This is a genomic window from Rhizobium sp. SG570, assembly GCF_012275345.1.
GTDB classification, from domain to species: Bacteria; Pseudomonadota; Alphaproteobacteria; order Rhizobiales; family Rhizobiaceae; genus Rhizobium; species Rhizobium lusitanum.
The window spans coordinates 479227-500576 of record NZ_JAAZQI010000001.1; the positions used below are offsets into that span (position 1 = coordinate 479227).

General features: G+C 61.5%; 19 protein-coding genes. 16 read left to right on the forward strand and 3 right to left on the reverse strand.

The window, feature by feature from the left end:
- Positions 1–6 precede the first annotated feature (6 nt).
- Positions 7–930 carry a response regulator transcription factor gene (locus tag FHT28_RS02300; protein ID WP_037195201.1) on the reverse strand — a complete coding sequence of 308 codons (924 nt, stop codon included), beginning with the start codon at positions 928–930 and terminating at the stop codon, positions 7–9.
- Positions 923–4312: an ATP-binding protein gene (locus FHT28_RS02305; protein ID WP_168595476.1), complete on the reverse strand. Its 3390-nt coding sequence runs from the start codon at positions 4310–4312 to the stop codon at positions 923–925. Before FHT28_RS02305 ends, FHT28_RS02300 begins: the two co-directional genes overlap by 8 nt.
- Before the next feature lie 228 nt (positions 4313–4540).
- Here FHT28_RS02305 and urtA point away from each other — a divergent pair, with 228 nt between their 5' ends.
- From urtA to ureG, 16 genes are all read left to right on the forward strand, one after another.
- On the forward strand, positions 4541–5830 hold the full coding sequence (gene urtA, locus FHT28_RS02310) for an urea ABC transporter substrate-binding protein (protein ID WP_168595477.1): 1290 nt from the start codon (positions 4541–4543) through the stop codon (positions 5828–5830).
- Between the two features lie 72 nt (positions 5831–5902).
- The gene (gene urtB, locus FHT28_RS02315) at positions 5903–7528 is read left to right on the forward strand and encodes an urea ABC transporter permease subunit UrtB (RefSeq protein ID WP_168595478.1); all 1626 of its coding nucleotides are present in this window, start codon (positions 5903–5905) and stop codon (positions 7526–7528) included.
- On the forward strand, positions 7525–8685 hold the full coding sequence (urtC, locus tag FHT28_RS02320) for an urea ABC transporter permease subunit UrtC (RefSeq protein ID WP_047562414.1): 1161 nt from the start codon (positions 7525–7527) through the stop codon (positions 8683–8685). The genes urtB and urtC overlap by 4 nt, the downstream gene beginning before the upstream one ends.
- Positions 8686–8689: 4 nt before the next feature.
- Positions 8690–9445, forward strand: coding sequence for an urea ABC transporter ATP-binding protein UrtD (gene urtD / locus FHT28_RS02325; RefSeq protein WP_037195194.1), 756 nt, complete (start codon positions 8690–8692; stop codon positions 9443–9445).
- Position 9446: 1 nt separating this feature from the next.
- Positions 9447–10142 carry an urea ABC transporter ATP-binding subunit UrtE gene (gene urtE, locus FHT28_RS02330; protein ID WP_047562416.1) on the forward strand — a complete coding sequence of 232 codons (696 nt, stop codon included), beginning with the start codon at positions 9447–9449 and terminating at the stop codon, positions 10140–10142.
- 165 nt (positions 10143–10307) lie between these two features.
- Complete coding sequence (locus tag FHT28_RS02335) at positions 10308–11129, forward strand: urease accessory protein UreD (RefSeq protein WP_168595479.1); 822 nt, start codon at positions 10308–10310, stop codon at positions 11127–11129.
- A gap of 31 nt (positions 11130–11160) precedes the next feature.
- The gene (locus FHT28_RS02340) at positions 11161–11463 is read left to right on the forward strand and encodes an urease subunit gamma (protein ID WP_034503828.1); all 303 of its coding nucleotides are present in this window, start codon (positions 11161–11163) and stop codon (positions 11461–11463) included.
- 7 nt (positions 11464–11470) lie between these two features.
- Positions 11471–11725, forward strand: coding sequence for a DUF1272 domain-containing protein (locus tag FHT28_RS02345; RefSeq protein WP_037195186.1), 255 nt, complete (start codon positions 11471–11473; stop codon positions 11723–11725).
- A gap of 11 nt (positions 11726–11736) precedes the next feature.
- Complete coding sequence (locus tag FHT28_RS02350) at positions 11737–12042, forward strand: urease subunit beta (RefSeq protein WP_037195184.1); 306 nt, start codon at positions 11737–11739, stop codon at positions 12040–12042.
- Positions 12043–12107: 65 nt separating this feature from the next.
- Positions 12108–12497, forward strand: a complete 390-nt coding sequence (locus FHT28_RS02355) for a lysozyme inhibitor LprI family protein (protein ID WP_234903808.1) — start codon at positions 12108–12110, stop codon at positions 12495–12497.
- A 17-nt stretch (positions 12498–12514) separates the two neighbouring features.
- Positions 12515–13138 (forward strand): hypothetical protein, encoded by a 624-nt coding sequence (locus FHT28_RS02360; protein WP_037195435.1) that lies wholly within the window; start codon positions 12515–12517, stop codon positions 13136–13138.
- A gap of 3 nt (positions 13139–13141) precedes the next feature.
- A complete protein-coding gene (gene ureC / locus FHT28_RS02365; protein WP_034503831.1) occupies positions 13142–14854 on the forward strand; it encodes an urease subunit alpha in 1713 nt (570 codons plus the stop codon).
- Positions 14855–15126: 272 nt separating this feature from the next.
- Complete coding sequence (locus tag FHT28_RS02370; protein WP_168595480.1) at positions 15127–15987, forward strand: GGDEF domain-containing protein; 861 nt, start codon at positions 15127–15129, stop codon at positions 15985–15987.
- Between the two features lie 81 nt (positions 15988–16068).
- The gene (gene ureE, locus FHT28_RS02375) at positions 16069–16566 is read left to right on the forward strand and encodes an urease accessory protein UreE (RefSeq protein WP_037195175.1); all 498 of its coding nucleotides are present in this window, start codon (positions 16069–16071) and stop codon (positions 16564–16566) included.
- 6 nt (positions 16567–16572) lie between these two features.
- Positions 16573–17259, forward strand: coding sequence for an urease accessory protein UreF (locus FHT28_RS02380; protein ID WP_037195173.1), 687 nt, complete (start codon positions 16573–16575; stop codon positions 17257–17259).
- Positions 17260–17365: 106 nt separating this feature from the next.
- The gene (ureG, locus tag FHT28_RS02385) at positions 17366–17977 is read left to right on the forward strand and encodes an urease accessory protein UreG (RefSeq protein ID WP_037195171.1); all 612 of its coding nucleotides are present in this window, start codon (positions 17366–17368) and stop codon (positions 17975–17977) included.
- A gap of 42 nt (positions 17978–18019) precedes the next feature.
- On the opposite strand, the gene FHT28_RS02390 is transcribed toward ureG, so the two are convergent.
- Positions 18020–21343: an efflux RND transporter permease subunit gene (locus FHT28_RS02390; protein ID WP_037195169.1), complete on the reverse strand. Its 3324-nt coding sequence runs from the start codon at positions 21341–21343 to the stop codon at positions 18020–18022.
- Positions 21344–21350 lie beyond the last annotated feature (7 nt).

Consider the following 21350-nt stretch of genomic DNA (forward strand, 5'->3'; position numbering starts at 1 on the left):
TCGCATCTAGATCTCGTGCAGCACATGAGCGGCTTTGACGGCGGCGGACGCCCGGTTTTCGACGCCGAGCTTCACGTAGATCTGCTCCAGATGCTTGTTCACCGTGCGGGCTGAAAGCCCGAGGATTTCGCCGATGTCGCGGTTCGATTTGCCCTTGGCGATCCATAGCAGCACTTCGGATTCGCGCTGCGTCAGCGAGAAGTGCTGGCGCAGGATCTCGTCGTCGGCGCGTTGATTGGTGGCCGTCAGGCGAAACAGGTATTCGTCGGGGCCGATGGCGCCGAGGAAGGCGAATTGGAGGGCGGCCTGACCGCCATTGCTGATCGAAACGATGTTGTCGCGCGCCGGGCCGAGCCGTTCGCGTTCGAGCATGAAGGCAGCGATGTGTTTCGACGCGAGATCGAGGCCGTCGTCGCTGCCGGTAGCGGCGTTGATGAGGCGTGTCGCTTGCGGCGTCGACCAATGGATCGAACCATTGCCTTTGACCGCCAGGAGATGGCGGCCTGCGGCATCGAGCGCCACTCGCGCACTCTGGGCAGAGCGGGCATTGCGCAGGTGAACGCGGATGCGGGCGCGCAGCTCGTCGACATTGATCGGCTTGGTGAGATAATCGACGCCGCCGGATTCCAGTGCGTGCACCACATGCTCGGTCTCGGTGAGGCCGGTCATGAAGACGACGGGAATCTGGGCGATGCCCGCATTGGCCTTCAGCCGGCGGCAGGTCTCGAAACCATCCATCGACGGCATGACGGCATCGAGCAGGATGAGGTCCGGCGTGATGCGCTCGACGATATTCAGCGCCGCCGATCCCGACGTGGCGATCAGCACCGAGAAGCCGGATTGTTCGAGGGCATCGGTCAGGAAGCCGAGCGCCTCCGGCGAATCGTCCACCAGCAAGACTATATCGCGGGGCAGGGTGGGCTCAGCCAATCTGTTCTACCTTTTCGTTGTCGAAGGTACGCAGTGCTTCCAGGAAGCCGCCAAGATCGAAGGCCTGGACATAGGTGCGCAAAGCGTCGGTGAAGGGCTTGTTTTCGTCCAGCTTGGCGAGGTCGGAAAGTTTTGCCTCGATGCCTCTGACATAGCCGATCTCGCCCAGCCGCATCAATTCGTGCACATGCTCCATCCCCGGGCTCTTCAAGGGCGGCGGCGGTTTCGGGGCGACCGGGGCCGATGCGTCGGCATAGGCCCACTTGAGGCCGAGATGCAGGGCGAGCTTGTCGCGAAGCTGGCGGATGTCGATGGGCTTGGAGACGGCGTCATTGTGGCTGTCGTCGCTATCGGCTGCGGCGGCGGCATCGCCGATATTGGCAGACAGCATCAGGATCGGCGCCGTCTGGCCGCTTTCTCTCAGCCGCGAGACCAGCTGCCAGCCGTTCATGCCGGGCATGGAGATATCGACCAGGAAAAGGTCCGGCTTGATGCCTTCGATCAGCGTCAGGCAATCGGGGCCGCCGGCAGCGGTCAGCACGATGAAATCGAGCGGTGACAGCACTTCGCGCATCAACTCGCGATGGTCTTCATTGTCATCGACGACGACGACGGTGCGGCGCGGCCCCTCATAACCGACGATGCGCTGCTCCTGTGGCGGTGGTTTCATCGGGCGAAGCACGGCCGACAGCATCAGGCGCACGCGGAATGTCGAGCCCTTGTCCTTCTCGCTGGCGACGGAGATCTCGCCGCCGAGCGTATTCGTCAGCAATTGCGTGATGGTCAGGCCGAGGCCGAGGCCGGGCATGGGCCTTACGCTGTCGGCCTCGCCGCGCTGGAAAGGCTCGTAGATGCGGGTGAGATCCTTTTCGGCGATGCCCCGGCCCGTATCCGAAACGGTGAAGGTGGCGACCTGGTTGCGGTAGCCGACCTCGAAGCGAACGCTGCCCGCATCGGTGAATTTGATGGCATTGGACAGCAGGTTGACGAGGATCTGCCGCAGGCGTTTCTCGTCGGTGCGAACATAGTCGGGCAGGGCGGCCGAGCGCTCATGGATGAAGGCCAGTCCTTTCGCGTGCGCCTGCGGATGGAACATGTCGACGATCTGGTCGAGGAAGTCGTGGATGTTGATCTCGTTGGAATAGACCTGCAGGCGGCCGGCCTCGATCTTCGATATGTCGAGCAGCCCGTCGATCAGGCCGGACAGATGCTCGGCGCTGCGGCGGATGACCTTCAGCGAGGATTGGCGGGGTGCCGGAATGGTCTCGTCGCGCTCGAGGATCTGGGCGTAGCCGAGCACGGCATTGAGCGGCGTGCGCAATTCGTGGCTGAGACCCACGACATAACGGCTCTTGGCGCGGTTTGCTGCTTCCGCCACTTCCTTGGCGCTCTGCAAGGCGGCGTCCGTCTTCTTGTGCGCGGCGATTTCCTTCAAGAGAAGCGTGTTCTGGCGCGAGGATTCCTCCTCCGCCACCACGCGGCTGTCGTGGGCAAGCACGTAGAACCAGCAGACGACGCCGGCGATGACGGCGAAGACGAAGAAGACGATGAGGATGGTGCGGTTGACCACGACAGCCGTTTCGGGCGAGGCGGCGCCGACCTGATGCGCGATCATCGCCAGGATGGCGCCGACGGCGGTCAATGCCACGGCGACGGCGATGCCGTAGCGGCCGAGACGCGTGGCGAGCTTGGCGACGATGCTTTCGGGCAGAAGCGTCTTGGCGACGGTGCCGACTTGCGTGTTGAGCCGTGCTTTCGGCTTGCACATATCGTGGCAGCGGCTGTCGAGCGAGCAGCAGAGCGAGCAGATCGGCGCGGCATAGGCCGGGCACCAGGCCATGTCTTCCGGCTCGAAGGGATGTTCGCAGATCGAGCAGGTGATGGTCGAGAGATTCTTCCAGCTCTGGCGCGGCTTGCGGGCCAGATAATATTTGCCCTTGGTGGCCCAGGCGAGAAGAGGCGAGGCGATGAGCGCGACGATCAGGGTGATGTAGGGCGCAAGCGAGGCGGCGACCGCGCCGAAAGCGCCGAAATGGGCGATCAGCGAGATCGTCGCTGACAAGGCCATGGCGCCGAGGCCGACCGGATTGATGTCATAGAGATGCGCGCGCTTGAATTCGATACCCGGCGGCGCCAGCCCGAGCGGCTTATTGATGAAGAGATCGGCAGAGATCGTGCAGAGCCAGGCCATGGAAATGATCGAGAAGATGCCGAGCGTCTCCTCCAGCAGCCGGTAGATGCCGAGCTCCATCAAAAGCAGGGCGATGGCGACGTTGAAGACCAGCCAGATGACGCGGCCGGGATGGCTGTGCGTCAGTCGCGAAAAGAAGTTCGACCAGGCGAGCGAGCCGGCATAGGCGTTCATGACGTTGATCTTCAGCTGGGAGACCATGACGAAAGCCGCCATGAGGAGCAGCGCGGCATTGTGCCAGGGGATCATGTAGCCGAAGGCGGTGAGGTACATCTGGGCGGGATCGGCGGCACGATCGGCTGGCACGCCTGAGGTCAAGGTCAAGACGACGAGGAACGAGCCGGCCAGCAGCTTCGGCGCACCGATGATCACCCAGCCGGGGCCTGCGAGGAAGATCGCCAGGCGATGGCGCCATTTGCGGTGCCCTTCCGGCGGCAGGAAACGCAGGAAATCGGCCTGCTCGCCGATCTGCGACATCAGCGCCAGAATGACGGCGGAGGCGGCGCCGAATTCCACGAGATCGAAGGGTGCGGCACTTCCCGGCGCGCTCGATGCGTGATGAATGCCGGCGAAAGCCCGCCAGAGATCGAATTTCCCCCAGTCGGAAAAGGCGATGAAGACGAAGGGCAGGATGTTGAGAACGATCCAGAAGGGCTGCGTCAGCAGCTGGAACCGGCTGATCAGGCGCACACCATAGGTCACCAGCGGGATCACCATGACGGCGCTGATGATGTAGCCGATCCACAGGGGTATGCCGAGCGTCAGCTCCAGTGCGCCGGACATGATCGATGCTTCGATCGCAAACAGCATGAAGGTGAAGCTGGCATAGATCAGCGATGTGATGGTCGAGCCGATATAGCCGAAGCTTGCGCCGCGCGTCAGCAGGTCGATGTCGACGCCGTGGCGGATGGCATAGCGGCTGATCGGCAGCCCGATGGCCAGCATGACGATGCTGGCGACGACGATGGCGTAAAAGGCGTTGGTCGTGCCGTAGGAAAGCGTGATCGCGCCGCCGATCGCCTCCAGTGCCAGGAACGAGATGGCGCCGATCGCCGTCTGCGAGATGCGTTGCGAGGAGAATTGCCGGGCGCTCTTGGCGGTGAAACGCAGGGCGTAGTCTTCCAGCGTCTGGTTCGCGACCCAGCGGTTATACTCGCGTCTCACCGGAATAATGCGTTGCCGCGCAGCCATGCTTACCCTTCAGCAGTCCTGCCCATCGTATCCCGGCAGTCCAGAAATGTCGTAACATGGATCGATACCGTGCTTAAGGGCATGAGAGCACCATAGACTGCACATTTCGCCCCGGCGCCTACGTCATATTACGTATGTGGTTTCCCCAGGGGCTGCCGGATAGTCGCGGAAGGCAACGGTTAATCTTCGTTACCGGCCGTTGCGGCAGACAAAAGAGGGGAACCACAAATGAAACTGAAGACTCTCGTCTCCGGCGCGCTGCTTGGCGCCATCATGTCCACCACCGCATTCCACGGCGCCTTTGCCGCCGACGACACCATCAAGGTCGGTGTCCTTCATTCCCTTTCCGGCACCATGGCGATTTCGGAAACGACGCTCAAGGACGCGATGCTGATGCTCATCGCCGAGCAGAACAAGAAGGGCGGCGTTCTCGGCAAGAAGCTCGAGCCCGTCGTCGTCGACCCGGCTTCCGACTGGCCGCTCTTTGCCGAAAAGGCCCGCGAGTTGATCCAGAAGGACAAGGTCTCAGCTGTCTTCGGCTGCTGGACCTCCGTGTCGCGCAAGTCGGTTCTGCCCGTCTTCAAGGAATTGGACTCGATCCTGTTCTATCCGGTTCAGTTCGAAGGTGAAGAGTCCGAGCGCAACGTCTTCTATACGGGTGCTGCTCCCAACCAGCAGGCGATCCCCGCCGTCGATTACCTGATGAAGAACGAAGGCGTGCAGCGCTGGGTGCTTGAAGGCACCGACTATGTCTATCCGCGCACGACCAACAAGATCCTCGAAGCCTATCTGAAGTCCAAGGGCGTCAAGGACGAAGACATCATCATCAACTACACGCCGTTCGGCTTCTCCGACTGGCAGACGGAAGTCTCGAAGATCAAGGCCTTCGGCGCAGCCGGCAAGAAGACGGCCGTCGTCTCGACCATCAACGGCGATGCCAACGTGCCCTTCTACAAGGAACTGGGCAACCAGGGCGTCAAGGCCGAAGATATCCCGGTCGTCGCCTTCTCGGTCGGCGAAGAGGAACTGGCCGGCGTCGACACCAAGCCGCTTGTGGGACATCTGGCCGCCTGGAACTACTTCCAGTCCGTCGACACGCCCGCCAACGCCGCTTTCATCAAGGAATGGCACGCCTACACCAAGAACGACAAGCGCGTGACCAACGACCCGATGGAAGCCGCCTATATCGGCTTCAATATGTGGGTGAAGGCCGTCGAAAAGGCCGGCACGACCGATCCCGATAAGGTCATCGACGCACTCGTCGGCGTCTCGGTTCCGAACCTCACTGGCGGCTACGCCACCATGATGCCGAACCACTACATCACCAAGCCGGTTCTGATCGGCGAAGTGCAGGAGAACGGCCAGTTTGACGTCGTTTTGCAGACCCCTGCCGTGGTCGGCAAGGAATGGTCCGATTATCTGCCCGACAGCAAGGATCTGATCTCGGATTGGCGCATGCCGATGAACTGCGGCAACTTCAACGTTTCCACCGGCAAGTGCGGCGGCAAGGGTTCCTGATTTTCGCCGCCGTAACGCAAGACCGCCGCGGGCAGGCTTTTCTGCCCGTGGCAGCTTGAGGGGACAAGCGCAATGTTCGACAAATTCGTTTACCGCATGGCCTTGGCGCTCGTCGCCTGCTTCTGCCTGGTGCTGGCGCTAACGGCCACGAGCCTGCGCGCCCAGGAGGATGCTCACGGCCTCATCAATTCGCTCGGTCAGGCCAATTTCCAGCAGGCTGCTGCAATCGTCCAGAATCTTGCAAAGACCGGCGACCCCAAGGTCGTGCCGGCACTGCAGGCCTTCTCCGATGGCGATCTCTATATCAGGAAATCCGACAACCAAGTCTTCATCGCCAAGTCCTCCGGCGATGCGATGGCCCTGGTGGACCCACTTACGGGGCAGGCGGCCGGGCAGGAAGCCCAGGACAATCTCGGCAAGATCAAGATCAACAACAGTCTCCGCCGCGCCGTTCGTGCGGCTCTCGGCAGTTTGACGCTGATGAGCCCGGATCGCGGCGTCCGCCTGGAGGCGGCGCAATCGGTGTTGAAATCGCCGAGCGCGGATTCGCTGGAGGCTGTCGAGACGGCGCTGCAGAACGAGAAGGACGCAGAAATTCGTGTCGCTCTTGAACGGGCACGAGCTGTTGCCGTGCTCAGCTCCGATCGCCCTGTGGAAGACAAAAAGGCCGCAATCGAGACGATCAAGGTCGAGGGCGGCCGTGATGCCATCGGCATCCTCTCCTCCGTTTCCGTCGGTGACAGTCTCAAGCCGGACGTCGCAGCCGCGATTGCCGGCATCCAGGAACAGTTGAAGTTCTGGGATGCGTTGCAGAACGTCTGGTACGGCCTGTCGCTCGGCTCGGTGCTGCTTCTGGCGGCCATCGGCCTTGCCATCACCTTCGGCGTCATGGGCATCATCAACATGGCGCATGGCGAGATGGTGATGCTCGGCGCCTATTCCACCTTCATGGTCCAGAGCGTCATCCGCACATCCTATCCGGAACTCTTCGACTGGTCGCTGGCGATCGCCTTGCCGGTCGCCTTCATCGTGACCGGCGCTGTCGGCCTCGTCATCGAGCGCGGCGTCATCCGCTTTCTCTACGGCCGGCCGCTGGAGACGCTGCTTGCCACCTGGGGCATCTCGCTGATCCTGCAGCAGGCGGTACGCTCTATCTTCGGGCCGACCAATCAGGAAGTCGGCAATCCCTCCTGGATGTCCGGTTCTTTCGATCTCGGCTATCTCTCCGTCACCTGGAACCGTCTCTGGATCATCGTCTTCGCGCTCGGTGTCTTCGTGGCGCTTCTGTTGCTGCTGAAGCGTTCCGCCTTCGGTCTGCAGATGCGGGCGGTGACGCAGAACAGGCGCATGGCTTCCTCCATGGGCATTCGCACGCCCTGGGTCGATGCCTTCACCTTTGCTCTGGGTTCCGGCATTGCCGGCATGGCGGGTGTCGCGCTCTCGCAGATCGACAACGTCTCGCCGAACCTTGGCCAGAGCTATATCATCGACAGCTTCATGGTCGTGGTGTTCGGCGGGGTCGGCAATCTCTGGGGCACGCTGGTCGGCGCCTTCTCGCTCGGCATTCTCAACAAGTTCCTTGAACCCTATGCGGGGGCGGTGCTCGGCAAGATCCTCGTGCTCGTCCTCATCATCCTCTTCATCCAGAAGCGACCGCGCGGTCTGTTCGCGCTCAAGGGAAGGGCGGTGGAAGCATGATCACGGCCTTCATCCTCCGCTCTCTCGACCGCCGCATCAGCATCGCCATCGCGATATTGATCGCCGTCGCCTTCCTCGTGCCACTGTCGAACTTGGCTCTGCCGGAAACCAGCGCACTGCATGTGCCGACTTACCTGATGTCGTTGCTCGGCAAGTATCTGACCTATGCGCTGCTCGCCTTGGCGCTCGACCTCGTCTGGGGCTATTGCGGCATTCTCTCGCTCGGCCACGGCGCCTTCTTCGCGCTCGGCGGCTATGCGATGGGCATGTATCTGATGCGGCAGATCGGCTCGCGCGGCACCTATGGCAACCCGATCCTGCCTGATTTCATGGTCTTCCTGAACTGGAAGGAACTGCCATGGTTCTGGTACGGCTTCGACCATTTCTGGTTCGCCATGATCATGGTGCTGGCGGCACCCGGCCTGCTTGCCTTCATCTTCGGCTGGTTCGCCTTCCGCTCACGCGTCAACGGCGTCTATCTGTCGATCATCACGCAGGCGATGACCTATGCCCTGCTGCTCGCCTTCTTCCGCAACGACATGGGCTTTGGCGGCAACAACGGTCTGACCGACTTCAAGGATATCCTCGGTTTCAACATCCAGGCCGACGGGACGCGCGCCGTGCTCTTCGCCATCACAGCGCTGATCCTGGCGCTGGCGCTGATGCTGTCCTCGGCCATCGTGCGCTCGAAGTTCGGCAAGGTGCTGGTCGGCGTGCGCGACGCGGAAAGCCGCACGCGTTTCCTCGGCTACCGCGTCGAGCACATGAAGCTCTTCGTCTTCGTGGTGTCGGCTATGATGGCGGGCATTGCCGGCGCGCTCTATGTGCCGCAGATCGGCATCATCAACCCCGGCGAGTTCGCACCGGCCAACTCGATCGAAGTGGTCATCTGGACGGCGGTTGGCGGCCGGGCAACGCTGATCGGCCCGATCATCGGCGCCATCCTCGTCAATGGTGGCAAGACGGTTTTCACCGGCCTGTTCCCGAGCTTCTGGCTGTTTGCGCTCGGCGGCCTGTTCGTCGCGGTGACGCTGTTCCTGCCCAAGGGCATCGTCGGAACGATCGCTCCCTACATCGGCAGAGGGCGCAAGCCGGAGAGCTCGCAGCCCAAAGCCGCGGAAGAGGAAGCCAGCAAGCCCGTACAGGCGGCGGAGTGAGACCATGATCCCGGATATCAAGCCCAACAGCATGCTTTACCTCAACAACGTCTCGGTCTCGTTCGACGGGTTCAAGGCCCTGAATGCGCTGTCGATCGTCATCGAGCCGGGGGAGCTTCGCGCCATCATCGGCCCGAACGGCGCCGGCAAGACCACGATGATGGATATCATCACCGGCAAGACGCGGCCCGACGAGGGCGAGGTGTTCTTCAACGGCCAGGTCGACCTCACCAAGAAGGACGAGGCCGATATCGCCCAGCTCGGCATCGGCCGCAAATTCCAGAAGCCGACCGTCTTCGAAAGCCACACCGTCTGGGACAATCTCGAACTGGCGCTCAACCGCAATCGCGGCGTCTTCGCGACGCTGTTCTATCGCCTGACGCCGGCAGATCGCGACCGCATCGACGAAATCCTCGAGACGGTGCGCCTGTCGCATCGCCGGGACGAACTGGCGGCCAATCTCTCCCACGGCCAGAAGCAATGGCTGGAGATCGGCATGCTGCTCGCGCAGGAGCCGAAGCTGCTCTTGGTGGACGAGCCCGTTGCCGGCATGACGGATGCGGAGACGGCGGAGACAGCGGTCTTGCTGAAGGAGATCGCCAAGACGCGCTCGGTCGTCGTGGTCGAGCACGACATGGGCTTCATCCGCGACCTCGGCGTCAAGGTGACATGTTTGGCGGAAGGCTCGGTGCTGGCCGAGGGTTCGATCGATTTCGTCAGCAGCGATCCGAAGGTGATCGAGAATTATCTGGGGCGGTGAGATGCTGACAGTTGAAAACGCAAATCTGCATTATGGCGCGGCACAGGCGCTGCGCGGCATCTCCATCAAGGCCGAGATGGGCAAGATCACCTGTGTCCTTGGGCGCAACGGCGTCGGCAAGAGTTCGCTGTTGCGCGCCGTCACCGGCCAGCATGCGCTGTCGGCTGGCACGGTCGCCTTTAACGGCGTGACGCTGAACGGCATGGCGCCCTTTACCCGCGCCAGGCAGGGCATCGGCTATGTGCCGCAGGGCCGCGAGATCTTTCCTCTGTTGACCGTGAAGGAAAATCTGGAGACCGGCTATGCGCCGCTCTCTCGCCGCGACCGCAATATCCCTGACGACATCTACAGCCTGTTTCCGGTGCTGAAATCCATGCTGTCGCGACGGGGCGGTGATCTTTCCGGCGGGCAGCAGCAGCAACTGGCGATCGGGCGGGCCATGGTGACGCGGCCGAAAATATTGGTGCTGGACGAACCGACGGAGGGCATTCAGCCATCGATCATCAAGGATATCGGCCGGGCGATCCGCTATCTCAGGGATTCCACCGGTATGGCGATCCTGCTGGTCGAGCAATATCTCGATTTCTGCCGCGAGCTTGCCGATTACGTCTACATCATGGATCGCGGCGAGATCGTGCATGAGGGCCTGGCGGAGTCGCTGGATACACCTGAAGCCCGCAGACATCTGACCGTCTGAGGCGAATGCCTTTCTTTTCAGCGTCTGGTGAAAAATGCAGCGGGCGTCGCCTATTGCAGAGCGCCATTGCAGGCGATTGCATAAGGCACAGAAATTGCTTGCCTTTATTCCTTGCCGGGTTTCAATGCCTGGGTATTGGCATGGTGTGTTGAGCGGAGAGACCGAATGGCAATGGCAGCGGCGAGCACGAGACCGCAGAGGGCGCGAGGTCGCGGCCATCTGGCGGCCAAGTCGCTTGGCGGTCGCACGCGTCTTGCCGAGCTTTACCAGGAAGGAGCGGCGAAGATCCGGTTGCCCGAGACTTTCGACAGTTCCATGGAAGCGGTCATCATCAATACCGCCGGCGGGCTCACCGGCGGTGACCGTATGGATTGGAGCGTCGTTGCCGGGCCTGGCACGCGCATTGACGTGACCACCCAGGCCTGTGAGAAGATCTACAAGGCTTCGGCCGATAGCGCCGTGGTGGAGACATCAATCAGGGTCGGTGCCGGCGCGCGCGTCGATTGGCTGCCGCAGGAAACCATCCTGTTCGACCGCGCCTCGCTGTCTCGCAAGCTGCATGTCGAGCTTGACGAAACAGCCGAATTTCTTGCCGTTGAGGCGATTCTGCTGGGACGGAAGGCAATGGGCGAGACGATGGCGCAGGGGCTGTTCCGTGATCGTTGGCGCATCCGCCGCGACGGGCGCCTGATCCATGCCGAGGAACTGAGGCTTGGTGGCGATATTGCGGCTTTGACGGCCGAGAATGCCGTGCTCAGCGGCCAGGTCGCCTTCGCGACGCTGCTTTATGCCGGACCGCTGGCGGAAACCTATCTGCGCCAGGTCCGGCCGCTTGTCGAAAGCCATATGGGAGGCGTCAGCCACTGGAGAGAGAAGCTCGTGGTGCGGCTTGCGGCCTCCGATGGTTTCGCGCTCAGAAAAATCCTGATCCCGATCATTTCCGCCTTGCGCAACGGAGCGCCAGTGCCGAAAGTCTGGAACCTGTAGTCCGAGAAAACAGCAATTACATAGGTAGGCGATGAACCTCACTCCGAGAGAAAAAGACAAGCTGCTGATTTCCATGGCGGCAATGGTGGCGCGGCGGCGGCTGGAGCGTGGCGTCAAGCTCAATCATCCCGAGGCCATCGCGCTGATCACCGACTTCGTGGTCGAGGGCGCGCGGGATGGCCGTCCGGTTGCCGAGCTGATGGAGGCCGGCGCCCACGTCATCACCCGCGATCAGGTGATGGAGGGCATTGCCGAGATGATCCATGACGTACAGGTCGAGGCGACGTTTCCGGATGGAACCAAGCTGGTGACCGTGCACGAACCAATCCGCTGAGGTTGCGATGCTGGAACTCAGACCCAATTGCGAATGCTGCGACCGGAATTTGCCGCCGGAAAGCCTTGATGCGATGATCTGCACCTTCGAGTGCACGTTCTGCGTTAATTGCGTCGGTAATGTTCTCGGCGGCATCTGCCCGAATTGCGGCGGCGAACTCGTTCAGCGTCCCATTCGCCCGGCGGCGTTGCTCGCCAAATACCCTGCGTCGACCAAACGTGTTCTGAAAGCGGAAGGCTGTGCGCCCGTCCGGGCTGCATAAGGAGAAAGACCATGATCCCAGGCGAAATCATTGCCGCAAGCGGCGATATCGAACTCAATGTCGGTGCACCCACAGTAACGCTTGAGGTTTCCAATACCGGCGACAGGCCGGTGCAGGTCGGCAGCCACTATCATTTTGCCGAAACGAACGGCGGCCTATCCTTCGATCGCGACAGGGCGAAGGGCATGCGGCTCGATATTCCCGCCGGCACCGCGGTGCGTTTCGAGCCGGGCCAGACGCGCTCGGTGACGCTCATCCCACTTTCCGGCAAGCGCGAAGTCTATGGCTTTCGGCAGCAGGTCATGGGCAAGCTCTAGGCTCGCGGGGGAGCGACATGTCTTTGAAATTGGTTGCATTCGGTCCGTTTGTTGCGGCGGTTTTGATGTGCGGTCAGGCGTTTGCGCAAAGCGACGCGGATCAACCGAAAATCGATTGCAAGAATGCCCAGACGCAGACGGATATGAACACCTGCGCCGCCCTCGATTTTCAGAGGGCCGACAAGGCGCTGAACGAGCAATACAAGAAGACCCGTACCGCCATGGTCGCGATAGATGCCGACCTCGACGCCGATATCAAGGGCGCGGAAAAGGCATTGGTGAAGGCACAGCGCGCCTGGATCGATTTCCGTGACAGCCAGTGCGAGGCGGAAGGTTTCGAAGCCCGGGGCGGAACGATGGAGCCGCTGCTCGTTTCCGGTTGCAAGACGACTTTGACGCAGCAGCGGACCAAGGAGCTGAAGGTGCTGGCAGATGGATCGGAGGGCGCGCAGTGAGCGCGAAGCGCACGATCATGATCGTCGGCAACGGCGAGATTGCGGAAGGGGTCACGGAAGAGATCGACGCCGCCGATCTGGTGATCCGCTTCAACGATTGCCGCTCCATGGGTGCCGGCGGCAGCCGGACCCATGTCGTCGCGGTTTGCAATACCGGCCGGCCGGCGCGCGCCATGCTGGGTTCGGCCGAATGGCGCAAGAGCCCAGCCGTCGCCTCCGCCTCCGAAATCTGGAGCGTGCGCGATCCCGGTAAATTCGCTGCCCTGCGTGCGCCGCTGGCGCTGTCGCATCCGGAACTCGATGATTTCTGCGACGACTATACCGATCAATTCACCGCCTTCTGCCATGCGACGGGCAAGCGTCATGTCGTGATCGACCGGTCCGTCCATGACAGCGTCGATGCGGCGCTGGCGGCCTACGAGCCCGGCGCCTATGTGGCGCCGAGCAGCGGCATGATCGTGATCGCGGACGTACTCTTGCACCACCCCGACGACGATATCGCCATTACCGGCTTCAGCCATACGGGCTGGGACGGCCATCCCTTTGCTGCCGAGAAGCGGCTGGTGGACGGCTATGTGTCCCGGGGCCGCCTGAAGCGCCTCGCCGATACGAACCTTATCTCTGCCTCCGAAGGAGACTGATTCATGCCCTATAAGATTTCCCGCGCCGCCTATGCCAGCATGTTCGGACCGACCGTCGGCGACAAGGTGCGGCTGGCCGATACCGAATTGTTCATCGAGGTGGAAAAGGATTTCACCACCTATGGCGAGGAAGTGAAGTTCGGTGGCGGCAAAGTCATTCGCGACGGCATGGGGCAGAGCCAGGTAACGCGCGCGAACGGCGCCGTCGACACCGTCATCACCAATGCTTTGATTCTCGATAATTGGGGGATCGTGAAGGCGGATATCGGCTTGAAGGACGGCCGCATCGTCGCGATCGGCAAGGCCGGCAACCCGGATACCCAGCCGGGCGTCAACATCATCGTCGGGCCGGGCACCGAGGCGATTGCGGGCGAGGGGAAGATCGTCACCGCCGGCGGCATGGACAGCCACATCCATTTCATCTGCCCGCAGCAGATCGAGGAAGCGCTGATGTCTGGCATCACCACGATGCTCGGCGGCGGCACCGGGCCGGCGCATGGCACTCTGGCGACCACCTGCACGCCGGGACCCTGGCATCTGGCGCGCATGATCGAGGCCTTCGACGCCTTCCCGATGAATATCGGCCTTTCGGCCAAGGGCAATGCCTCGCTGCCGGCAGCTCTGGAGGAGATGGTGCTCGGTGGTGCCTGCTCATTGAAGCTGCATGAGGACTGGGGCACCACGCCGGCGGCGATCGACTGCTGCCTGAGCGTTGCCGACGAATATGACGTGCAGGTGATGATCCACACGGATACGTTGAACGAAAGCGGCTTCGTCGAGGATACGATCGGTGCCATCAAGGGTCGTACCATCCATGCCTTCCACACGGAAGGCGCGGGCGGCGGGCATGCGCCCGACATCATCAAGATCTGCGGCCAGTCGAACGTCATCCCGTCTTCGACCAATCCGACGCGCCCCTATACGGTTAATACCATCGCCGAACACCTCGACATGTTGATGGTCTGCCATCACCTGTCGCCATCGATCCCGGAGGATATCGCTTTTGCCGAAAGCCGCATCCGCAAGGAGACGATCGCAGCCGAGGATATCCTGCACGATATCGGCGCCTTCTCGATCATTTCGTCCGACAGCCAGGCCATGGGCCGCGTCGGCGAAGTAGCGATCCGGACATGGCAGACCGCGGACAAGATGAAGCGTCAGCGCGGCCGCCTGGCCCAGGAGACCGGCGACAACGACAATTTCCGCGTGAAGCGCTACATCGCCAAATATACGATCAACCCGGCCATCGCCCATGGCGTCAGCCACGAGGTGGGATCGATCGAGGTCGGCAAGCGCGCCGATCTTGTGATCTGGAACCCGGCCTTCTTCGGCGTCAAGCCGGAGATGATCCTGCTCGGCGGCTCCATAGCGGCTGCACCGATGGGCGATCCGAACGCCTCGATCCCGACGCCGCAGCCGATGCACTATCGCCCGATGTTCGGTGCCTATGGCAAGAATCGCACGAATTCCTCGGTGACGTTCGTCTCCCAGGCCGCATTCGATGCAGGTCTTGCCGGCAAGCTCGGCATTGCCAAGACGCTCCTGCCCGTCAGGAACACGCGCGGTGGCATTTCCAAGGCGTCGATGATCCACAATAGCCTGACGCCGCATATCGAGGTGGATCCCGAGACCTATGAAGTTCGCGCCGATGGCGAGCTTTTGACATGTGAGCCGGCGACGGTGCTGCCGATGGCGCAGCGTTATTTCCTGTTCTGACAGGTTTTCTGACGGCCGATCATTGGCAGCTGAAAAAGCCCCGGTTTCCGGGGCTTTTTCAGCTCCGCGTACTTAATGCTGCGTTATCATAGGCTTGTGGCGGCAACTTTGCGCATCGCTTTTCGACTTGCGAAAGCGATGATGTCGGCGGCCATTTCTGATTGTTCACAACTTGGGAAATACCACGCATTTTAATCGTTACATTAAAGACCTGGAAGCGTCTTCACCCCTATTTCACATGATTGAAATGGTGGCTGAGGAAGGTGAATCGCATGAGACAATGGATTTCGCTGCAAGCCGATCTCGGTAATTTTCAGCGGCGGCGTGCGATCTATATTTTCGCGTTAAAGATGAGTTTTGCAGCCGTCATCATGTCACTTTTGATCATGCTTGTAATGCTGCCCGTGCTGCAGTGGTTCGATCTCTTGCCAGTGCCGATTTCGGAGGCGATGCGTCTCGGTGTCCTCTTGGCATGGATCGTCGGCGGTACCGTTTCCGGCGCGCTGGCGGCGCTGGCAGGTTGTTCGATTCACAAGCTTGCCGTCTCGCGCGCCGAGTTCCAGCGGCTGAGCCGCACTGACATGCTGTCCGGCTTGCTCAATCGTCGTGCCTTTACCGAAGCATTGGATCAGGCCGCCGAAGGTGCGTCACTCGTCATCTTCGATGTCGATCGGTTCAAGACGATCAATGATCGCTTCGGACATGCATCCGGCGATGCTGTCATCGTTGCCGTATCGCAGATATTTGCGCATGTCTTTGCCGGCGAGGACGTGGTCGCTCGTCTCGGCGGGGAGGAATTCGGCGCCATCGTTCACGGCGGCGACACGTCTGAACGCGTTGCCCGCGTCGAGAGCATCAGGGCTGAGATCGCCAATCATCCCATCGCCGTCGAAGGTGGTTCGGTGAAGATCACCATTTCCGCGGGGATCGCCGACATAGGCAAGGACCGCAAGTCGGAAGCCGTCTATGCGGTAGCCGACAAGGCGCTCTATCTCGCCAAGACGCTTGGCCGCAACCGCGTGGTCCACGAATACGAACGGCTGAACCACGTCTGGCATCGTTCTGCAACCGACCAGAAGCGCGAAGCCACGGCGGAGCATGTGGAACCGAAGCGCTACGCGCAACGAATATAGAGCTTTGCGAAAGCGGCATTGGCGCTTGCGCCGGAAGCGACTATTTTGCATGGTCTGACAAAGCTTTGAATTGGACCCGCCATGCAACATGTTACCTCCTATCTGCCGGCCGGCACCCCGTCCTCCAATCCGATCGATCGTGTCGTCCTGCCGCATGATTTGCGGCATCTGCGCCGCAAGCTGCTGCATCTCGAAAACGGCGACATGGTCATGCTCGACCTGAAAGAGCCGGTCCTGTTTGCCAATGGCGACCTCCTGGTGCGCGAGGACGGCGAGTTGATCGAGATCGTTGCGGCGAATGAGAAGCTTTTCGAAATCAAGCCGCGTGATCGCAGGCATCTGATCGAGCTTGCCTGGCATCTTGGCAATCGCCATCTCCCGGCGCAGATCGAAGAGGAACGCATCCTGATTTTGCGCGATCATGTGATCCGTTCCATGCTCGAAGGGCTCGGCGCGACGGTCACGGAAGTCAGTGAGCCTTTCCAGCCTGCTCGCGGTGCCTACCACTCCCATGGCGGCCATTCGCATGACCATGCCGATCATCACGATCATGGGCACGATCACCATTCGCACGATTGAACGCCGATGAGCGAGGGGATGGCAGCGGACGATCGCAATCTGCAGGCGCTGTTGCGGCTGATGGCTTGGCTGTCGCCGGCTTTTCCGGTGGGGTCCTTTGCCTATTCCGGTGGGCTCGAGCGTGCGGTGCATGACGGGCTGGTTCACGATAGCAAGAGCCTGCGTGATTGGATCGCGACCCTCATCCAGCATGGCCCTGTCTGGAATGATGCCGTCCTGCTTGCCGAGGCACATCATGCCGGCGAGGATGCGCTGCGGCTTGCCGCGGTAGCGGAACTTGCAGAAGCGCTGGCGGGCTCGAAAGAGCGCCACAATGAAACGATGCTGCTCGGCGACGCCTTTTTGTCGGCCGCCGGCGCCTGGCCGCACGGGATATTTTCGATGCTGCCGGCAAAGACTGCATATCCCGTCGCAGTCGGCGCGGTAGCCGCCGCACACGAGATATCCATCGAGAAGACACTAGCCGCCTTCCTGCATGCCCTTGCGTCGCAGATGCTTTCGGCCGGCATCCGGCTCGGCGTGACCGGGCAGAAGGATGGCGTTGCGATCCTGGCCGCCTTGGAGGATATCATCGCCGACGTGGCGAAACGGGTAGCGCAATCCGATCTCGATGATCTTGGCGCTGCGACTGTGCACGCCGACATTGCAAGCCTGCGTCATGAAACCCAGGAGACGCGGCTCTTTCGCTCATGATCCGCGTCTTTGGGGAAATGCTACAATCGAGGCACGCCCTACGTCATTCGCCGCTGTGCGGCAGGCCGACGCTTCGCTATGCTGCTATTTTATTGGAGTTTCCAGCATGAAATCGAGAAATGGACCTTTGCGTGTCGGTATCGGCGGCCCCGTCGGTTCGGGCAAGACGGCGCTGACGGAAAAGCTGTGCAAGGCGATGCGCGACGATTATTCCGTCGCCGTCGTCACCAACGACATCTATACGACTGAAGATGCGGAGGCGTTGGTGCGGATGCAGGCGCTGACGTCGGATCGCATCGTCGGCGTCGAAACCGGCGGCTGCCCGCATACCGCCATTCGCGAGGATGCGACGATCAACCTGCAGGCTATCGCCGGCCTCAACGAGCGGCTTCCGGATCTCGACGTCGTCTTCATCGAATCCGGCGGCGACAATCTGGCCGCGACCTTCTCGCCCGATCTCGCCGATATCACCATCTACGTAATTTCTGTGTGCCAGGGCGAGGAAATTCCGCGCAAGGGCGGCCCCGGCATCACCAAATCGGACCTGCTCGTTATTAACAAGAAGGATCTGGCGCCTTTCGTCGAGGTCGATCTCGAGGTGATGGACCGCGATGCCACGCGCATGCGCCAGGCTCGTCCTTTCGTGTTTTCCGACATGAAGCGGGGAGAGGGCGTCGGTACGATCGTCAGCTTCCTGAAGGAACAGGGCGGCCTTTAGGCCGTCCCGTCACCTATCGGTTTCGCCAGGTCGAGCCGACCGCTATTCGGCGGCGAACGGCGGCAGCTTCAGCACATTCGTACCGGTCGCCTTGCGACCCCTGACATCCCTGTTCTCGATGACCTCCAGTCGCTCTTCCAAGGCGGCGAGCGACTGTCGGTTTTCATTGACGGCAGTCGCCAGGCTTTCCTTGGTCACGACTTCATCATCCGCGTCCTTCTTGCCGACCAGTTTGCCGAAGAGGAAGCCGAGCAGGCGCGAGAGGTCGTCCATGATCAAGAAGAAGGACGGCACGACCACCAGGCTGAGGACGGTGGACACGATGATGCCGCCGATCACCGCAATCGCCATCGGCGCGCGGAAGGAGCCGCCTTCGCCGACACCGAGCGCGGACGGCAGCATGCCGGCCGACATGGCGATCGAGGTCATGATGATCGGCCGCGCACGCTTGCGGCCGGCCTCGACGACGGCTTCCAGCCTCGGCATGCCTTGATGCATCATCTCGATGGCGAAATCGACGAGCAGGATGGCGTTCTTGGTCACGATGCCCATCAACATGAGAATGCCGATCATCACAGGCATGGACAGGGCATTGCCCGTCAGGATGAGTGCCAGCGCCACGCCGCCGATCGCCAGTGGCAGCGACAGCAGAATGGTAAAGGGCTGGATGATGTCCTTGAACAGCAGCACCAGCACGGTCAGAACCAGCAGTAGGCCAAGCAGCATGGCATTGCCGAAGCTCTGCTGCATTTCCTTCTGGACCTTGGTGTCGCCGCTTTCGGCCAGATGCACGGTTGCCGGGATCTTGGCGCTGTTGACGATATCGAGGAAATGCTCCGATGCCGTATCCAGCGCCACGCCCTGCGGCAGGTCCGCGCCGATGGAAACGACGCGGTAGCGGTTGTTGCGCTTGATCGAAGACAGGCCCTCGGTATAATCGATGTCGGCGACGCTCGACATCGGCACGGTGGTGCCTGAGGCGGTCTTGATGCGCAAGGCACGGATCGCCGCCAGATCGCGGCGCATGCCGAGCGAAGCCTGGACGCGGATCGGTATCTGGCGATCGTCGAGCGAGATCTTCGCAAGCGACGCGTCGATATCGCCGATGGTGGCCACACGAACCGTATCGGAAATCATCTGCGGCGTGATGCCGAGTCGTGCGGCTTCGTCCTTGCGCGGATAGATCTGCAGCTCGGGACGCGGCAGGGCGCCGTCGGCGCTGACGTTGGCGAGCGCAGGATCGGTTCGCAACTTGGCTTCGAGAATGCCGACCGCCTGGTTCAGATCCTTCTCGTTGCGGGAGAGGAAATTGTAGGTGAGGTCGCGGTCGCCACGGTCGTTGAGCTTGGTGATGCGGACGTCAGGTATCGAACGCAATTTCGCGAAGACTTCCTTTTCCACATCCCATTGGGGACGCTCGCGGCCATGCACGGTGACCTTCGGCAGGTGAGGGCCGATGACGGGCAGCGAGCCGAGGACGTCGTTCACCAACTTCTTGACGAGCGACTGGTCGAGCTTGCCGAGTGTCAGCGTCACGGTCGCGCGGCGAAGCTCCAGATCGCCCTTCGGCGAAGCACCGCCGAGAACGAAGACGTTTTCAACGCCGTCGATGCCCTTGACGCGCCGGTAGATCTCGTTGGTCGCCTGTTCCGTATCCTCGAGCCGTGCATTCGGCGGCAGCTCGGCTGACAGAACGATACGCGATGAATCGTCCGGCGGAATGAAGCTGCCGGGGACGAACATGATCAGCGCAAAAACCGAGGCGATGGAGAAGGCGAAGGCGGCCAGCAGCGTCGGATAACGCGTATACCACCGCTTGGTCGTCAACCGCACCAGTGCGCTGTAGCCGCGCATGAAGGGGCCGTCTTTGTCGTGGTGATCGTCGACCGCATCTTCGGCGCGCATGAGATAGGCCGCCATCATCGGTGTGATCAGACGCGCCACAAGCAGTGAGAAGAACACCGAGAAGGCGACTGTCAGGCCGAACTGAATGAAGTACTGGCCCGGAATGCCCGGCATGAAGGAGACCGGGACGAAGACCGCGATGATGGTGAAGGTCGTCGCGATGACGGCCAGTCCGATTTCATCGGCGGCATCGATGGCGGCACGGTAAGGCGTCTTGCCCATCTTGATGTGGCGGGCGATGTTCTCGATCTCGACGATGGCATCATCCACCAGAATGCCGGTTGCCAGCGTCAGCGCCAGGAAGCTGACAAGATTCAGCGAGAAGCCGATCTGGTTCATGATCCAGAATGTCGGGATCGCGGAAAGCGGCAGGGCGACCGCCGAAATCAGCGTCGCGCGCCAATTCCGCAGGAAGAGGAAGACGACGAGAACCGCCAGGAGCGCACCTTCGAGCAGCGTGTGCATCGCCGCTTCGTAATTGCCGTAGGTGTAATAGACGGAGTCGTCGATCATCTCGATAGAGACGTTCGGATTTTCGGCGCGCACCTTGTTGAGCGTATCGCCAACCGTCTTGGCGACCGTTACCTCGCTGGCGCCCTTGGCGCGGAACACGCCGAAGGTGACGACGGGGGCGCTGTTGAACCGCGAGAACGACTTCGGCTCCTGATAGGTGTCCTTGATGACGCCGAGAGCGGAGAGCTTGACGAAGCGGCCGTTGGTCAGCGCGATCGTGGTATCGACGAGCTGCGCGACCTCGCGGGCGTCGCCAAGCACGCGGATCGCCTGTTCGCTGCCCGCGACCTGGCCGCGGCCGGAACCCAGATCGATGTTGGTGCTGCGCAACTGCTGGCTGACCGAAAGCGCCGTAATGCCATAGGCATTCAGCTTGTTCGGATCGAGCTCGATGCGCACCTCGCGGTCGGCGCCGCCGTAGCGATCGACGCGGCCGATACCCGCCTGGCCCTGCAGCGCGCGCTTGATAACGTCGTCAACGAACCAGGACATTTCCTCAAGGGTCATGTTCGGCGAGGAGACGGCGAAGCTCTGGATCGCCTGGCCTTCGACATCGACCTTCGAGACGATGGGCTCATCGATCGTGGACGGCAGATTGCCGCGGATGCGATCGATGGCGTCCTTGGTATCCTGAACGGCCTGTTGGGTCGGCACTTCCAGGCGGAAGATCACGACGGTCTGCGATTGGCCGTCGGTGACGGTCGATTGTATCTCGTCGATGCCGTTGATGCCGGCAACGGCGTCTTCGACCTCCTTCGTCACCTGCATTTCGAGCTCGGCGGGCGAGGCGCCGCTCTGCGTCACCGTGACGTTGACAACAGGCACGTCGATGTTCGGGAAGCGCGTGATGGGCAGATTGAAGAAGGCGTGCGCGCCCACCACCATCAGCAGGAAAAAGCCGAGGAGCGGGGCTATCGGATTTCGGATGGACCAGGCGGAGAAGTTCATCTTGCCA

Excerpts from the sequence above, each read along its gene's own strand:
- FHT28_RS02370 (WP_168595480.1), top strand. The coding sequence starts at position 15,127 with ATGAGACAATGGATTTCGCTGCAAGCCGATCTCGGTAATTTTCAGCGG.
- urtE (WP_047562416.1), top strand. The coding sequence starts at position 9,447 with ATGCTGACAGTTGAAAACGCAAATCTGCATTATGGCGCGGCACAGGCG.
- urtC (WP_047562414.1), top strand. The coding sequence starts at position 7,525 with ATGATCACGGCCTTCATCCTCCGCTCTCTCGACCGCCGCATCAGCATC.
- FHT28_RS02360 (WP_037195435.1), top strand. The coding sequence starts at position 12,515 with ATGATCGTCGGCAACGGCGAGATTGCGGAAGGGGTCACGGAAGAGATC.
- FHT28_RS02390 (WP_037195169.1), bottom strand. The coding sequence starts at position 21,343 with ATGAACTTCTCCGCCTGGTCCATCCGAAATCCGATAGCCCCGCTCCTC.
- ureE (WP_037195175.1), top strand. The coding sequence starts at position 16,069 with ATGCAACATGTTACCTCCTATCTGCCGGCCGGCACCCCGTCCTCCAAT.
- FHT28_RS02345 (WP_037195186.1), top strand. The coding sequence starts at position 11,471 with ATGCTGGAACTCAGACCCAATTGCGAATGCTGCGACCGGAATTTGCCG.
- urtB (WP_168595478.1), top strand. The coding sequence starts at position 5,903 with ATGTTCGACAAATTCGTTTACCGCATGGCCTTGGCGCTCGTCGCCTGC.
- FHT28_RS02335 (WP_168595479.1), top strand. The coding sequence starts at position 10,308 with ATGGCAATGGCAGCGGCGAGCACGAGACCGCAGAGGGCGCGAGGTCGC.
- urtD (WP_037195194.1), top strand. The coding sequence starts at position 8,690 with ATGATCCCGGATATCAAGCCCAACAGCATGCTTTACCTCAACAACGTC.
- FHT28_RS02340 (WP_034503828.1), top strand. The coding sequence starts at position 11,161 with ATGAACCTCACTCCGAGAGAAAAAGACAAGCTGCTGATTTCCATGGCG.
- ureC (WP_034503831.1), top strand. The coding sequence starts at position 13,142 with ATGCCCTATAAGATTTCCCGCGCCGCCTATGCCAGCATGTTCGGACCG.
- FHT28_RS02380 (WP_037195173.1), top strand. The coding sequence starts at position 16,573 with ATGAGCGAGGGGATGGCAGCGGACGATCGCAATCTGCAGGCGCTGTTG.
- urtA (WP_168595477.1), top strand. The coding sequence starts at position 4,541 with ATGAAACTGAAGACTCTCGTCTCCGGCGCGCTGCTTGGCGCCATCATG.
- FHT28_RS02355 (WP_234903808.1), top strand. The coding sequence starts at position 12,108 with ATGTGCGGTCAGGCGTTTGCGCAAAGCGACGCGGATCAACCGAAAATC.
- ureG (WP_037195171.1), top strand. The coding sequence starts at position 17,366 with ATGAAATCGAGAAATGGACCTTTGCGTGTCGGTATCGGCGGCCCCGTC.
- FHT28_RS02305 (WP_168595476.1), bottom strand. The coding sequence starts at position 4,312 with ATGGCTGCGCGGCAACGCATTATTCCGGTGAGACGCGAGTATAACCGC.
- FHT28_RS02350 (WP_037195184.1), top strand. The coding sequence starts at position 11,737 with ATGATCCCAGGCGAAATCATTGCCGCAAGCGGCGATATCGAACTCAAT.